Annotated in this window: 13 protein-coding genes; 5 read left to right on the top strand and 8 right to left on the bottom strand. The window is 70.5% G+C overall.

Features of this window, described 5'->3' with window-relative positions; all coding sequences use genetic code 11:
- Positions 1–28 precede the first annotated feature (28 nt).
- Complete coding sequence (locus FR742_RS29960; protein ID WP_148034040.1) at positions 29–778, top strand: MerR family transcriptional regulator; 750 nt, start codon at positions 29–31, stop codon at positions 776–778.
- Entirely contained in the window at positions 775–1,380 is a 606-nt protein-coding gene (locus FR742_RS29955) for a hypothetical protein (protein WP_148034039.1), read from the top strand. Before FR742_RS29960 ends, FR742_RS29955 begins: the two co-directional genes overlap by 4 nt.
- Here the strand turns inward: FR742_RS29955 and FR742_RS29950 are convergent.
- The 6 genes from FR742_RS29950 to tnpA all read right to left on the bottom strand — a co-directional run bounded on the left by FR742_RS29950 (position 1,377) and on the right by tnpA (position 7,558).
- Positions 1,377–2,003 carry a TetR/AcrR family transcriptional regulator gene (locus FR742_RS29950; protein WP_148034038.1) on the bottom strand — a complete coding sequence of 209 codons (627 nt, stop codon included), beginning with the start codon at positions 2,001–2,003 and terminating at the stop codon, positions 1,377–1,379. The two genes, FR742_RS29955 and FR742_RS29950, sit on opposite strands and share 4 nt — an antisense overlap.
- Positions 2,000–2,611 carry a DUF998 domain-containing protein gene (locus tag FR742_RS29945; RefSeq protein ID WP_148034037.1) on the bottom strand — a complete coding sequence of 204 codons (612 nt, stop codon included), beginning with the start codon at positions 2,609–2,611 and terminating at the stop codon, positions 2,000–2,002. Before FR742_RS29945 ends, FR742_RS29950 begins: the two co-directional genes overlap by 4 nt.
- Positions 2,612–2,682: 71 nt before the next feature.
- Positions 2,683–5,190, bottom strand: a complete 2,508-nt coding sequence (locus FR742_RS29940) for a glycoside hydrolase family 9 protein (protein WP_148034036.1) — start codon at positions 5,188–5,190, stop codon at positions 2,683–2,685.
- A 98-nt stretch (positions 5,191–5,288) separates the two neighbouring features.
- On the bottom strand, positions 5,289–6,452 hold the full coding sequence (locus FR742_RS29935; RefSeq protein ID WP_261808815.1) for a macrolide family glycosyltransferase: 1,164 nt from the start codon (positions 6,450–6,452) through the stop codon (positions 5,289–5,291).
- A 9-nt stretch (positions 6,453–6,461) separates the two neighbouring features.
- Positions 6,462–6,989 (bottom strand): hypothetical protein, encoded by a 528-nt coding sequence (locus FR742_RS29930; protein WP_148034035.1) that lies wholly within the window; start codon positions 6,987–6,989, stop codon positions 6,462–6,464.
- 140 nt (positions 6,990–7,129) lie between these two features.
- Positions 7,130–7,558 (bottom strand): IS200/IS605 family transposase, encoded by a 429-nt coding sequence (gene tnpA / locus FR742_RS29925; protein ID WP_148034034.1) that lies wholly within the window; start codon positions 7,556–7,558, stop codon positions 7,130–7,132.
- A gap of 24 nt (positions 7,559–7,582) precedes the next feature.
- Here tnpA and FR742_RS29920 point away from each other — a divergent pair, with 24 nt between their 5' ends.
- The gene (locus FR742_RS29920) at positions 7,583–8,737 is read left to right on the top strand and encodes an RNA-guided endonuclease TnpB family protein (RefSeq protein WP_187281359.1); all 1,155 of its coding nucleotides are present in this window, start codon (positions 7,583–7,585) and stop codon (positions 8,735–8,737) included.
- A gap of 53 nt (positions 8,738–8,790) precedes the next feature.
- Here FR742_RS29920 and FR742_RS29915 read toward each other — a convergent pair whose 3' ends face one another.
- Complete coding sequence (locus FR742_RS29915; RefSeq protein WP_148034032.1) at positions 8,791–9,792, bottom strand: hypothetical protein; 1,002 nt, start codon at positions 9,790–9,792, stop codon at positions 8,791–8,793.
- 233 nt (positions 9,793–10,025) lie between these two features.
- On the opposite strand from FR742_RS29915, the gene FR742_RS29910 reads away from it, so the two are divergent.
- Both FR742_RS29910 and FR742_RS29905 read left to right on the top strand, forming a co-directional pair.
- The gene (locus FR742_RS29910) at positions 10,026–11,465 is read left to right on the top strand and encodes a hypothetical protein (RefSeq protein WP_148034031.1); all 1,440 of its coding nucleotides are present in this window, start codon (positions 10,026–10,028) and stop codon (positions 11,463–11,465) included.
- Between the two features lie 268 nt (positions 11,466–11,733).
- The gene (locus tag FR742_RS29905) at positions 11,734–12,297 is read left to right on the top strand and encodes a DUF3800 domain-containing protein (RefSeq protein ID WP_148034030.1); all 564 of its coding nucleotides are present in this window, start codon (positions 11,734–11,736) and stop codon (positions 12,295–12,297) included.
- A gap of 194 nt (positions 12,298–12,491) precedes the next feature.
- Here the strand turns inward: FR742_RS29905 and FR742_RS29900 are convergent, their stop codons facing one another.
- On the bottom strand, positions 12,492–13,715 hold the full coding sequence (locus FR742_RS29900) for an acyl-CoA dehydrogenase family protein (protein WP_148034029.1): 1,224 nt from the start codon (positions 13,713–13,715) through the stop codon (positions 12,492–12,494).
- Positions 13,716–13,717 lie beyond the last annotated feature (2 nt).

Raw genomic sequence — 13,717 nt, 5'->3', positions numbered from 1 at the left:
ACGTAGCGTCAAGGTCTCTAATGAGGGCATGCGGATCGGCGAGCTCGCCGCGCTGGTCGGGGTGTCCACCCGGACCGTGCGGCACTACCACCAACTCGGGTTGCTGCCCGAGCCGGCGCGGACGGCCGGCGGCTACCGGGACTACCGGTTGCGCGACGCCGTGCTGCTCGCCCGCGTCCGCCGGCTGGCGGAGCTGGGGCTGTCGCTGGACGAGATCCGCGACGTGCTCGCCGACGACCGGGGCAGGGACCTGCGCGAGGTGCTCCTGGAGCTGGACTCCGACCTGGCCAGGCAGCAGGAGCTCATCGCGGCGCGGCGGGTCCGGCTGGCGGCTCTGCTGGAGGAGGGGGAGCTGCGGGCCGACTCGGCGGTCTCCCCGGACATGGCGGCGGTGCTGCGCGACCTGGACACGGAGGGGTCGACGTTCGCCGAGATGGACCGCGAGATGCTCACGCTCATGGACACCGTCGCCGACCCCGGGATGCGCGACGAGATCGTCGAGCTGATGCGGCCGCTCGCCGAGCCGGGCATGCGCGAGCGCGCGCACGAGCTCTACCGGCGCCTCGACGGGCTGGCCGACGCCGAGCCGGGCGATCCGCGGGTCCGCGAGCTGGCCGCCGACCTGGCCGCGCACATGCCGGACGAGCTGGTGCGCGGGGTGATCGAGCACCTGCCGCCGGCGGGCGGGCCGTGGCTCGACGCCATGCTCGAAGAGCTGACACCCGCGCAGGGCGAGGTGTTCCGGTTGATGGTCGACATGCTGAAGGAGCAGGCGTGAGGGTGCTGCGCAGGATCGCCGGGTTCGACGCCAAGGGCATGGCCAGCCTCGCGCTGTGGGTCGCCCGACGCAGGGACGGCGTGCCGCCCGGCGCGCTGGCGGTGTCCTACTCCAGGGCCCAGTCCGCGACGATGATCCTCCTCCTGGTCATGATGGCCGTCGAGGTCGTGGTGGTGGAGGTGGTGCTGCGCGCCTTCGACGTGCCGGCCTGGATCCGCGTGCCGATCCTGGTCGCCGACCTGTACGGGCTGCTCGTCGGGTTCGCGGTGGTGGCCGCCTGCGTCACCCGGCCGCACGTCGTCACCGGCCGCGAGCTGCGGATCAGGTACGGCGCCTTCTTCGACCTGCGCATCCCGCGCGAGCTCGTCGCCTCGGTGCGCACGGTGCGCTCCTACAACGAGGCCGGCCTGGTCAGGGTCGAGGACGAGCGGCTGACCGTGGCGGTGGCGTCGCAGGTGAACGTGGTGGTGGAGCTGTCGGAGCCGGTCACCGCGGTCCGCCCGCTGGGCGCCGAGGCGGAGGTCACCACGGTGCGCTTCTTCGCCGACGAGCCGGCCACGCTGGTGGCGGCGCTGCGCCCGGCCCAGGAGAAGGCGGCCTAGCCCGCGCCGATGGCGTGGTCGATGAAATCGAGGAGCACGGCGGTCTGCTGGTCCAGGTCGACGCCGGGGTCCATCGCCCATGACTCCAGCACGCCGTCGACGCAGCGCACGATGATGTTGGCGACGCCGCGCGTGTCGAAGGACCGCAGCTCACCGTCGCGCTGGCCCTGGGCGAGGATCTCGGCGATCCCGTCGACCTCCTCGGCGAGTTCGTCCGAGTAGGCGTACGAGCCGTCCTCGCCGCGGTGGTTGGCCATGATCTCGCTCATCGCGAGGAACTCGACGCGATGAGCCTGGAAGAACTCCAGCTGCGACCCGATCCACGCGCGCACCCGCCCGGCGGCCGTCTTCTCGGCCGCGATCCGGGGCTCCATGTGCTGCCAGCCCCGCTCGAAGAGCCGGGTCACCACCAGGCGGAGGATCTCGTCCTTGCTGCCGAAGTGGTAGCTGATCACGCTCTTGCTGATGCCGGCCTTCTCGGCGATCCGCGCGAACGAGGTGTGGGCGTAGCCCACCTCCGCCACCACCTCGGCGGCCGCCTCGACGATCTGGGCCCGCCGGGCCTGCTCGATGAAGGACGGCCGCTTCCGCCCCGGCGGCTCGTGACCCTCCGGCCCGCTCATCCCGACACGTCCGCCGCGTGGGCGAACAGCAGCCCGAGCCAGACCCAGCCCACGACGATCGTGGCGCGCTGCACGAGCCCGGACCTCGGGTGGTCGGTCTCCCACGCGTGACCGAAGGCCAGGAAACCGGCGGTCCCGGCCGCCGCCGTGAGGGCCGAGTACCACTTCCACCCGGTCTCGGGCAGGACGAACGCCGCGATCAGCGCGGCGGCGGGCAGCGCGAAGAAGACCAGCGCCCCGGCGTAGTCGTGCAGCTTGTGCGCCGTCGACACCTCCGTGGGCGTCTCCTCGGAGGTTCCCGGCGGATAGCCCCGCATGGGGTCCATCGGGAAGACGCCCGAGGCGACCAGCGAGAGCCCGAACACCCCGATCACGACGGCGAGCGGCACGCTGCCGAGCGCGCCCGCGACGGCGACCGCGCCCGCCGTGATCGCTGCGCCGCACACGATGAAGTTGGCCCCTTGCACCCATCCGCGCGGCCCGAGGGCCAGCGCGCTCACCGCGTGCCGGACCGGCCGGTATCCCGGCCGGGTCCAGCCGTCCAGCACGAACGTGACGATGAACAGCCACGAGCCCAGCGTGCCCAGCCACAGGACCGTCGTGGTCATGAGCGCAGTCCGTCCGTCTTGATTTCAGGTCGCATGGCCTGATTTTAGACCAGTCGGACTGATTTCGCGTTCTAGCGGCAGCGGTCTCCGTTCACGTGGAACACCTCGGGTGACGGGTTCGGGCCGGCGGGAGCGGTGCCGGCGAAGCCGAAGGCGGCCGTGGCGCCGGGCCGCAGCTTGCCGCGGCTCTTCGCGGTCGCGACCGGCCCGTCCTGGGAGACGGCCGCGCCCCAGGAGTCCCGGACGCGCTGGGCACCGGGGAACGACCAGCGCAGATTCCAGCCGTCGAGCGACTTGCCGCCGGTGTTGCGCACGGTGACGTGCGCGACGAAGTTCCGGCCGCCCTGCGCCGTGTAGCGGACGTCGCAGCCGGCGTGACCGGACCGGTCGGCCAGGAACGCGGAGATCCAGGCCAGCGGGGCGTTCCAGTTGATGGTCAGCTCGTTCGTGGCCCACGACTCGATGTGGTCGACGTAGCAGAACTGCGGCTCACAGCCCTGGAGCAGCCGCTGGGCGACCGGGTCCTGGATGGCCGAGTTCGGCCCGCCGGAGAGCGTGCCGCGTGGCGGGTTGGGCAGCGACGCGTCGAGCTGGCGGGCGTACCAGCGGCTGTGCTGGTTCTGGGACGACACCTCGCCGTAGCCGGTCACGTACGACTGGTTGAGCGCGTTGCGGCCGAGGATGTAGTCCATGCCCTCGCGCACGCCGGCGCGGTACTTCTCCTTGCCCGTCAGGTCGTAGGCGACGGCCATCACCACCATGTTGTTGAGCACCAGGTTGTTGGAGCCCCAGTCGTAGTCCGGCGGCCCGTACGGCTGCCCGTAAGCCTGGTCGCGCTGCACGGCGAGATACTTCTCCGCGCCCTCCAGCACCGAGCGGCGCACCCGCTCGCGGTCCCGGATCGCGTTCGGCACCGTCGCCAGCTCCAGGCGGCCGAGCTGGGCGGTGTTGCCCCAGTCGAAGCCGCGCTCACGCCAGATGTCGCCGGTGTGGTGCGGCGAGGCCAGCACGAACTGGGCGAACTCCTTCTCTCCCGTGGTGATGAACAGCTCGGCGGCCGCCCAGTAGAACTCGTCGCTCACGTCGGTGTCGGAGTAGGCGCCGCCGCCCACGCCGTCGTTCGGGTCGGCGAGCAGGTCCGGGTTCGCCACGGCCGCGGCCCACGCCCGGCGGGCCGCCGCCAGGTTGCGCGCGGCGAACGCGGCGTCGTACGGGGCGAACACGCGCGCGGCCTGGGCGGCGGTCGCGGCCAGGTTGAGCGTGGCGGCGGTGGACGGCGGGTGCAGCTCACGCGGCTGCGGGTCCAGGTGCGGCATCAGCGGCAGCCCGGTCCACTGCGCGTCGTGGATCTTGTGGTGCGCCATGCCGGCCAGCCGCTCGCCCTGCGGGACCTGCATGCTCAGCAGGAACTCCTGCTCCCAGCGGGCCTCGTCCAGCACGTCGGGGACGCCGTTGCCGCTCTCCGGGATGCGCAGCTGACGGTCCGCGAAGGCGGCCTTGTCGCGCTCGTACAGGCTCATGAGCTGGTGGACCGAGATGCCGCCGTTGACCACGTACTTGCCGTGGTCTCCGGCGTCGTACCAGCCGCCGCTGACGTCGAGCGAGTAGTCGCAGACACCCGGCTGGCAGGGGACGGAGGTGTCGCCGCGGTTGGGCGCCGTGCCGACGTGGCCGGCGGGGCGGCCGTAGCCGGGCCGCAGGTCGTCGCGGATCTCGACCCCGCTGCGCTGGGTGTAGTAGAACTTCAGCGCGTCCACCCGCATCTCGTCGTACAGGTTCTCGGCGATGTCGAACGGGCGGCTGGTCTCGCCGTCGGCGGTGAGCGTGTAGCCGGCGCCCGGCTTGCGGTGGCCGCTGAAGTCGATGCTCTGCACGTTCTGTCCCGAACTGGCGTCGACGCCGCGCGGGTCGCTCTTGCCGCGTGCGACGGTACGGCCCGACGCGTCCTTCAGCTCCCACGTGAGCGGCTCGGTCGCCTCGGTGACCACGGTCGCGTTCTTGGGGCCGGACGGCAGGTAGCCGACCATGTTGACGCGCACGCGGGGGCCGGTGTCCGGCTCGTACTCCTCGGGCTCCGCGCCGCCCCGCAGCGACACGTCGTCCATGCAGAACCTCCAGGGCTCGGCGCTGCCGCCCATCTGGAAGGCGACCTGGGCGTTCGGCAGCGAGACGGGGGCGGTGAAGGTGTAGCGGTAGACGTTGCCCGACACGCTCATCTCCGGCGCGGCCGACAGGTACTGCGTCCACGGGTCGACCGGGAGCTGCACCAGCGCCCTGCCGACCTTGGCCGGGGTCGCCGAGGCGTAGAACGAGAACGCGTACGTCTCGCCCTCGACCAGCGGCAGGTTGTCCTGGCCGATGATGACGTCCCACGGGTTGGCGGTGCCGCCGGGGACGTCCACGCACATCCGGCCGTCGTCGACGCCGAGCGTGAGGTTGCCGGTGCCCCACCAGGGGCCGGTGCCTTCGTCGAAGGTGCCGTTGACGATCTGTTCCGGGCCCTCGTCGGCGGCGTGCGCGGGAGTGGCCAGGGCGAACGCGGTGAGTAAGGCCAGTGCGGCGGCCAGGCGTCGAATCATGGGGATCCTCGGGTTTTGGGAGCGCTCCCAGGATCTTCTGGTGTCAGTGCCGCCCCGTCAACGGACCGTCACATCCGCCCTGGTCGGCGGTGAAACTTTCACATCCTGGTTAGTTCGGCCTCGATGAGGTCGGCGGCCCGGATCGTGCCGCCCTCGGCACGGGACTCCTCGCGCAGCCGATCGAGCCGCCCGGCCACCTCCGGGTCGGCGGTCAGCTCGGCCAGGGCGCTCCTGAGCGCGCCGGCCGTCGCGTCGGCCGTGTCGATCCGGCGGGCCACGCCCAGCTCCACCAGCCGGTCGGCGTTCATGAACTGGTCGACCGCCTGCGGCACCGCGATCATCGGCACCCCGGCCAGCAGGCCCTCGCCGCAGCCGCCCATGCCCGCGTGCGTGACGAACGCGTCCGCCCGCTCCAGGATCGCCTGCTGCGGCACCCAGGAGTGGACCTCCACGTTGCCCGGGATCGGACCCAGCTCGGCCGGGTCGGTGTGCTTGCCGATCTGCAGCACGACGTGCCAGCCGGGCAGGTCGCCGAACGCGGCCAGGCACTGCCGGTAGAACTCCGGCTGCCGAGTGTAGGCCGTGCCCAGCGAGATCAGCAGCACGTTCGCCGCCCCCGCCGGGCGCTCCCAGGCGCCGGTGGGCTTCTTGCAGGGGCCGACGAACGTCACCCCGTCGTGCACGCGGTCGGCGTGCGGCTGCATCGCCCGGGGGATCAGCGCCAGGCAGCGGGCCGGCCGGCCCGAGAAGGCGTCGGCGTCGGTCGTGGTCGCGCCGTTGCCCGCCAGCCACTCGGCGAACCGCGCCCGGTAGGCGTCCGCGCCGGGCAGCTGCCAGAGGTGCGCCGCCACCTCCTCGTCGTAGCCGTCCCAGCCGACCATGGAGGGGGAGAGCTGCACGAGCGGCCGTCCCTGCCGCTCGGCCAGCGCCCGCGCCGCGTACCCGCCGATGTCGTACAGGTAGAGGTCCGCCGGGTCTTTGTCGTACGCGGCCTCCAGTTGCGGCAGCAACTGGATGTTGTCCTCCAGGAAGATCCGCATGGCCGCGATCGGGTCGTCCGGCCAGTCGTGGTCGGCGACGGGCAGCGTCGAGGTGCAGGGCACCAGCTCGGCGCCCGCGCCGGTGACCATTTCGGCCACGACCGGGTCGTTGGCGTAGGTCACGCGGTGCCCGCGCGCCACCAGCTCCCCGATCACCTCGATGCTCGGCAGGACGTGACTGATGGCGGGGATGCCGACCATCGCGATGTGGGCGCTGCTCATAAGGTGATCCTATTGACCGTGCTTCCGTGTCAACGTCCACGTCAGCACGGCCACCGTCGCGGCCGCCGTCAGGACGGCGAGCGCGACGGGGAACACGGGCTCCGAGGGCTGCGTCGCCCGCGGAGCGGCGCCCGCCGCCACGGCCGTCGGCCCCGCACCCGGCGCCAGCACCTCGTTGCCCGAGCAGAGCGACGTGGTCAGCCCTTCGTCCCCCTCGCGGGCGAACACCAGATAACGGGTCCCCTCGGTGAACGCGTAGCCGCAGGCGGGCCCCTGCGCCCTGGTGACCACCTCGAACTCGTCCCGCTCCGGGCCCTTGTACACGCGGTCGGCCCGCAGCGTCGCCGTCACCCGCCCGCCGTTCAGCATCGGCTCGTCCACCCGTACGGCCGTGGCCGTCGCGGTGAGGACGACATCGGCGTCACGCATCCGCTCGGCCGGCTCGCGCGACGCGCACGAGCAGGCGTGCGCCGTGCCCCCGCCCGCCACGAGGAACCCCGCCACCAGCGTCAGCACGGCCAGAAATCGGATCATCATGCCTACCGGAACGTGCCGCGGGCGAGATCGGTTCAGCGTGATCTGGCGTGGGACCCCGGGCGTTCACGCCCGGGAGGAAACGACAGCGCGGGAGGGCCGCCAAGGCCCGAGCGGTGGTGACCGGCCGGCCGTCGAGCGGCTCAGCCCGGGCGTCTCTGTTTGTCGATGTACTCTTCGATGATCGATAGGGGTGCGCCGCCGCAGGAGGCGGCGAAGTACGACGGCGACCAGAAATGCCCGCCCCACAGGTACTTACGGATATGTGCCGGATACTCCTTGCGCAGGAGCCGGGCGGACACGCCCTTGAGGCTGTTCACCAGCGTCGAGAGGGCGACTTTGGGTGGGTAGTGCACGAGCAGGCGCACGTGATCTTCCTCGCCGTTGAACTCGGCCAGCTCCGCTCCGAAACTGTCGCACACCTCGATCATGATGCCTTCGCAGCGACGCAGAATCTCGTCGGTGAACACACCTCGCCGATACTTCGGAATGAAGACCAAATGCGCATGAAGCGAGTAGACAACGCTTCGCCCCCTTCTCACCTCAGAATCCGGTGTCCATCTCGGTGACATGGACCTAATGCTAGTGTGTTCGAGGTGAAGCTGGTGGTGCAGGTCAAGCTCCTGCCGACGCCCGAGCAGGCGGCGGCGCTGAAGGCGACACTGCGCGCGGTCAACGACGCGGCCACCTGGGTGGCGGCGCTCGCCCACGACCGGCGGGTGTTTCGCAACTACGACCTGCGCAAGCACGCCTACGGACAGATCAAGGACGGGTACGGGCTGGCGGCCCAGGCCGCGCAGCACGTCATCAAGAAGGTCGCCGACGCCTACACCACCCTGCACGCCAACCTCCGTAACGGCAATCTGGGCAGGCCCGGCTCCGCGCGGCGTGAGCGGGTCCTGGCCAGGCCGATCATGTTTCGCCCCGGCGCGGCCCAGCCGTTCGACGACCGCTGCCTGTCCTGGCAGATGGACGCCCGCACGGTGTCGATCTGGACCGTGGGCGGGCGGATGAAGGGTGTGGCGTTCACCGCCTCGGCCGATCAGCTCGGCACGCTGGCCGCTCACCGCAAGGGCGAATCAGACCTCGTCTACCGCGATGGCATGTGGTTCCTCATCGCCACCTGCGACCTGCCGGACGTGCCGGTGCGGGCCCCGGACGGATTCATCGGGGTGGATCTGGGGATCGCCAACATCGCCACCACCGCCACCAGCACCGGTGCTGGTGTCCGTCACAGCGGCAAGACCCTGAACGCGGTCCGTCACCGCCACCGGGAACTGCGCCGCCGCCTGCAGGCCAAGCAGACCAAGTCCGCGAAACGGCTGCTGAAGAGACGACGCCGCGCTGAGGCGCGTTTCGCCGCCGACATCAATCACACCATCGCCAAGCGCATCGTGACCGAGGCTGCACGCACCGGGCGCGGCATCGCCCTGGAAGATCTCCAGGGCATCCGCGACCGGGTACGGCTCCGCAAGCCCCAGCGGGTCACGCTGCATTCATGGAGCTTCCACCAGCTCGGCCACTTCGTCACCTACAAGGCGGCCCGCGCCGGTGTCGCTCTGGTCTGGGTGGACCCGGCCTACACCTCGCAGGCCTGCTCGGCCTGCGGGCACGTGGACAAGAACAACCGGCCCGGCCAGGCCGAGTTCGCCTGTACGTCGTGCGGCTTCGCTGAGCACGCCGACGTCAACGCAGCTCGTAACATCGCCGCACGCGGTGTCACCAGCTGGGCAGTGAGTCACGCTGCCTGACGCGGACTGGACCGTCGAAGCCACCGACGGCGAGGAGTCGCAAGCTCAGTCCTTCAGGGCTGAGAAGCTGACCGGACGAAGTTGACCCGCTCCAGGTGGGGTTCGTACTCGGCGGGCCCGGCGACGAGCTTCTCCCTGATGAGGTCCAGGGTGGCTCCGCTGGACAGGGAGACGCGCTGGAAGATCTGCGTCCTGCCGCGCACCCGCATCACGATGACGTGCTTCTCGTCGTACCAGCCGGCGAAGGACTCGGCGTATCCGCCGACGCGGTGCACGACCCTCCCCGTCGCGGCGTCGACGACGCCGATCCGGCGGCCCTTGTCGTTCTCGCCGAGAACGGTGGCGAACAGGCGGCCCGAGGGAGAGGCGACCGTCACCGCCGCCCATTCGTCGAACGCGCCGACGCCCTTGTAGAAGCGTTGCCGCCGGCCGTCCATGTCGTAGACGGCGACCCCGCCCTTGTGGTCGTGCCGGGCCATCACCCGTCCGGGGCCGGCGAAGAAGAAGCGGAAGCCGCGGCCGATCTCCCAGTCCGCCACCCGACGCTGGGGGCCGGTCCTGACCAGGCGGGGGACGCGGTCGCGCGCGTCCAGCGTGACGAAGCCGATGACGGTGAGAGCGCCGTCGCGGTGCTTCCGGTACGCGGTGAGCAGCAGGGTGCCGCCGTCCGCCGACCACTCGGGCGAGGTCACCGGAGCGGGCATCCTGACGGCGTGCGTGCGGCCGGTCCCGCGGTCGATCAGGTCGATCTTCTCGGTGGCCCGCCACAGCCGCCGGTCGGGCACACCCGCCACCCACCGGCCACCGGGCGCGACCAGCGCCTCCCGGTACCGGGTCTTGACGAACGTCCTCCCCTCGCGCAGGTAGCCGTGGAAGGCCTGGCCGGCGTCCCAGATCAGCGAGTACGAGGCCAGCCGCACCGGTAGCCCGTCGTTGACCGTGCCGACCGTCCCAGCGAGCCTCACCCACGGCTTCTCCCCGGCGGCGGCCGACGGCGCCCCCGCCACCCCGACCACCAGCGCCATGAGCACGGCGGCCACGGATCTCTTCAGCATGTCGCCCCCTCTTCGATCACCTGCTTAGACCCGTGATCAAGAGGGGTGGTTCGGGGGGTGCCCGATCCGTCGGGAACATGATCGAATCACCGCTAGGGTGTGGCGGGTTCTATCCGGACTTATGGGGGTTGCTCGCGTACAGCAAGATCCCTGACCTCCTCCGTACGGCGTCCGCGCCGGATAGGACTTGATCTTCGCGGGCGCTCCTGTCGGGAGATGCGAGGAAGTGACCGATGCGCCGCTACAGGTTCGGCTGGGTCGCCGCCGTGGTAGCCGGGGGATTCGTCGTCGCGGTCGTCGTGTCGGGGGCCGTCGCCGCGGTGACCGATGACGGCCATCTCTGGCTCCTCACCGGCGTCCTCGGCCAGGGTCCTGGCGGGTGGGCGACGGTGCTGCCGATGGTGGCACTGGGGGTGTTGCAGGGCTGGGGGTTGTGGCAGATCCTGCGCGGGCGGTCCATGAAGGAGAAGGCCGAGCCGGCCGGGGACGCTCGTCTCCTGCGGTCCGTCCTGTACGCGTCGCTGCTCTTCGAGTTCGTCCCCTCGCCGTGGTGGGTCGGCATCCTGGAGGACGCCCTGCGGGTGGCTCTGGTGGTGCTGCTCTACCGGGTGCTCAACCGCGCCTCCACGGTGGTGCGAACGGTCGCGCTGGTGGCGGGGGTGTACGGTCCGGTGGCCGGGCTGGCGGACATGGTGCTCGACGTCGGCTCACTCCGTCTGTTCGGGTTGCCGTGGCTCGTCTGGATGGTGCTGACGCTGGTCGCCCAGGGGAGGGACGGCCGGTGGAGCCGTGCCACGGTGTGGTTCGGAGCGGTGCCGGCAGCGGACTTCTTCTTGCCGGTGACTGTTTCCACCCTCGTCCCGGACGGCCTTGCCACCTTCTACTGGATCTCGATCGGTAGCCGGGCGTTCGAGGTGTTCGGGTTGGTATGGCTGGCCCGTACCGCGAACGAGCTCGGGAGCCGGCCGAGGGAGCCGGCGCCTGGCCGCGGGCACGATCCTCGTGGACCGTGGAGGCCGGCGCTCGCCGGGACCGTCGCGATGGCAGTGCTCGTCCTGGTCCCGGTGTCAGACCACGTGCCCGGGCCCGTCACCACGTCAAGAGCCTGCGAGCGGGCGGAAGACGAGCGGCGGTGGGACGCCTCGGCTCCGTCGATCACCGGTGAGCGGGCCTTCGTGTGCGAGGTACGCACATCAGGCAAGCCGTCGTTCGCGCAGGGCATGCCGGACGGCAGGCTGATCGTCTACGGGCACCGCCTGTGCGGCGCCTACACCCGCGCCGACCCGCGCGAGCTGGCAGGACTGCGCGAGAGCGACGGCCTCGACCCGGCGGACCTGGCGACCCTCCTGGCGGGCATCTGTCCTCGCGCCGCCGCCACGCTGAAGGCGGCGGCCGAGGCCGAGCAGCGCGAATCGCTGGCTTGGGAGGCGGCGCAGCAGCGCGAATGCGCCAAGGTGCCCCGCCACCGCCCTTTGATCAAGCCCGTGAAGGCGACGGTGGTGAAGAGTCCGCCCGCCGCCCGCCGATGGAGACCAAGGGCTGGGCACACGTCGTCGAGGTCGGCTACCACAGCCCGGAAGGCAGCATCGTCCTGCACGACGGGCTGGGCAGCGCCTTGCTCCCCGACCTCGCCGCCCACGGCAAGGGCCACTACCGGATCCGTGTCCATATGAGCCGGATCCCCTGGGAGGGGGAGGAACGGGGCGCACAGCGGCTGCTCATCATGTCCTACCCCGGCCGCGGTGACCGCGTCGTCGAGCACCGCTCACGCAAATCCCCTTGACCCGGTCAGCCGTCCCCTGCATGTCCCGCGAACAACCGGCGAAGATCTGGCGTGCCCGGCCCTGTTCCGGAAGCGGCCCCCTCGCGGCGTTCGTAGTCCGCCAGGATCTGGGTGCGTAGCGCGACAGCTTTCACGTTGGGTGACGATATATTGACTGTATGTTTACGGCCTTTGTCGACGAGAGTATGCGCCGCCGTCCCGACGACGACAACATCTACGCCATGGCCGCGATCACCCTTCACGCCACCGGCCACCACGACGCTCGTCTGACACTGGAGTCTCTGCGCCTCGGCAAGAACCCTCGCCTGCACTGGCGTGACGAGCCCATCGCCAGGCAGCTCGTCATCGCCGATGCGATCTCCAAGCTGCCCCTTGCCGCTGTTGTCGCCGTACACATCTACGACACCACATGCCGCACCGAGCGGGCACGTAGACGTTGCCTTGAGCGCCTTCTTCTCGAACTGGAAGGTGCCGGTGTGACGGAAGTCGTCGTCGAAAGCCGCTCGCCCAGCCAGGACCACTTGGATCTTCTGTTCGTCATGGCCCTGCGGAAGTCGCGGGTCATCTCAAAGGCGATCATGGTCCACTGGCGGCCCTCGCACCAGGAGCCGCTGCTCTGGGCGGCTGATGCGGTGGTCAGCGCGACCACCTGGTGGATCGATGGGCATGGCGCCGGCTTCGAGCGCCTGCAAGAGCGTGTCAGAGTCGTGTGCGTTGATTGAGGATGAAAGCGCAAAGGCCGGACGCCCGATTCCATCGGGAGGCCCGGCCTCACTTCCGTCACCCACCGGGGGTGCGGCGTTTTCAGTATGCCTTACCGAGAGTGATCGGACAACCCCGTTCCAGAACACCTGAAGTGCGACGAAGCCGGGTGACGGCCGCCGCCCGGTGGCAGGTGTGGGCGGCGGCCGTCGGCTCACAGGGGGAGGTCACCCGTGGCCGAGGCGGTGGAGCCGGTGGCCTGGTAGGCGGCGATGGTGCGTTCGGCGATGCGCATCTGGTGGATCTCGTCGGCGCCGTCGGCGAAGCGGGCCCAGCGGGCGTGCTGGAACATATGGGCCAGCGGCGTGTCGGTGGAGTAGCCGAGCGCGCCGTGGACCTGGATGGCCCGGTCGATGATGCGGTTGAGGCTGTTGGCCACGAAATGCTTGGCCATGGACACCTCGGTGCGGAAGTCCTCGCCGCGGTCGATCTTGTAGGCGGCGTGCAGCACCATGAGCTTGCACTGGTAGAGCTCCATCGCGGAGTCGGCGATGAGCCACTGGACGCCCTGCTTCTCGGCCAGCAGGGAGCCGTGGCTGTGGCGGTTGAGCGCCCGGTCGACCATCATGTCCAGGGCCGTCTCCGCCTGGGAGATCCAGCGCATGCAGTGGGCGAGCCGGGCGGGGCCGAGGCGATACTGGCCGAGGCGGTGGCCGTTGCCGCGTCCGCCGAGTATCTGGCTGTCGGTCACCCGCAGGTCCTTGATGACGATCTCGCTGTGGCCGGTCGAGCCGTGCATGGTCTCGACCTCGCGGACGTCGTTCCAGCCTTCCTGCGGGAGGTCGATGAGGAAGGCGGTGTTGGCGCCGCGGTGGCCTTCGGGGACGTCGTCCTCGGTCCTGGCGATGAGGATGGCGAAGCTCGCCCGGCGGGCGTTGGAGATGAACCACTTGTGCCCGTTGATCACCCATTCGTCGCCGTCCTTGACGGCGCGGGTCTGGATCAGGGTGGGGTCGGAGCCGGCCACCTCGGGCTCGGTCATGGCGAAGCAGGACATCTGCCGGCCTTCGAGGAGCGGCCGGAGGTACTTCTCCTTCTGCGAGTCGTCCGCCCAGTGCAGCAGTGTGTGCATGTTGCCCTCGTCGGGGGCCTGGCAGTTGAGCACCCACGGGCCGAGCCGGGTCTTGGCCGCCTCCGACTGCACCATGGCCAGCTCGACGTGGCCCAGCCCCATGCCGCCCCACTCCTTCGGCATGTGCGGCAGCCACAGGCCCTCCGCCTTGGCCTTCTCGCGCAGCGCGAAGATGCCGCGCAGGTAGGCGTCCCGGTCGCGCTCGCTCAGCTCGTCGCTCGCGGGGATCACGACCTCCTGGATGAAGGCGCGTACCCCCTTGCGGATCTCCTCGTGCTCCGGGGCGAGGGTGAAATCGATGGCCATGG

Origin of the sequence: Nonomuraea sp. C10 (assembly GCF_008017515.1) — a bacterium.
GTDB lineage: Bacteria > Actinomycetota > Actinomycetes > Streptosporangiales > Streptosporangiaceae > Nonomuraea > Nonomuraea ferruginea.
Note: the sequence above shows the minus strand (reverse complement) of the source record. Positions and strands in the feature narration are given on the sequence as shown.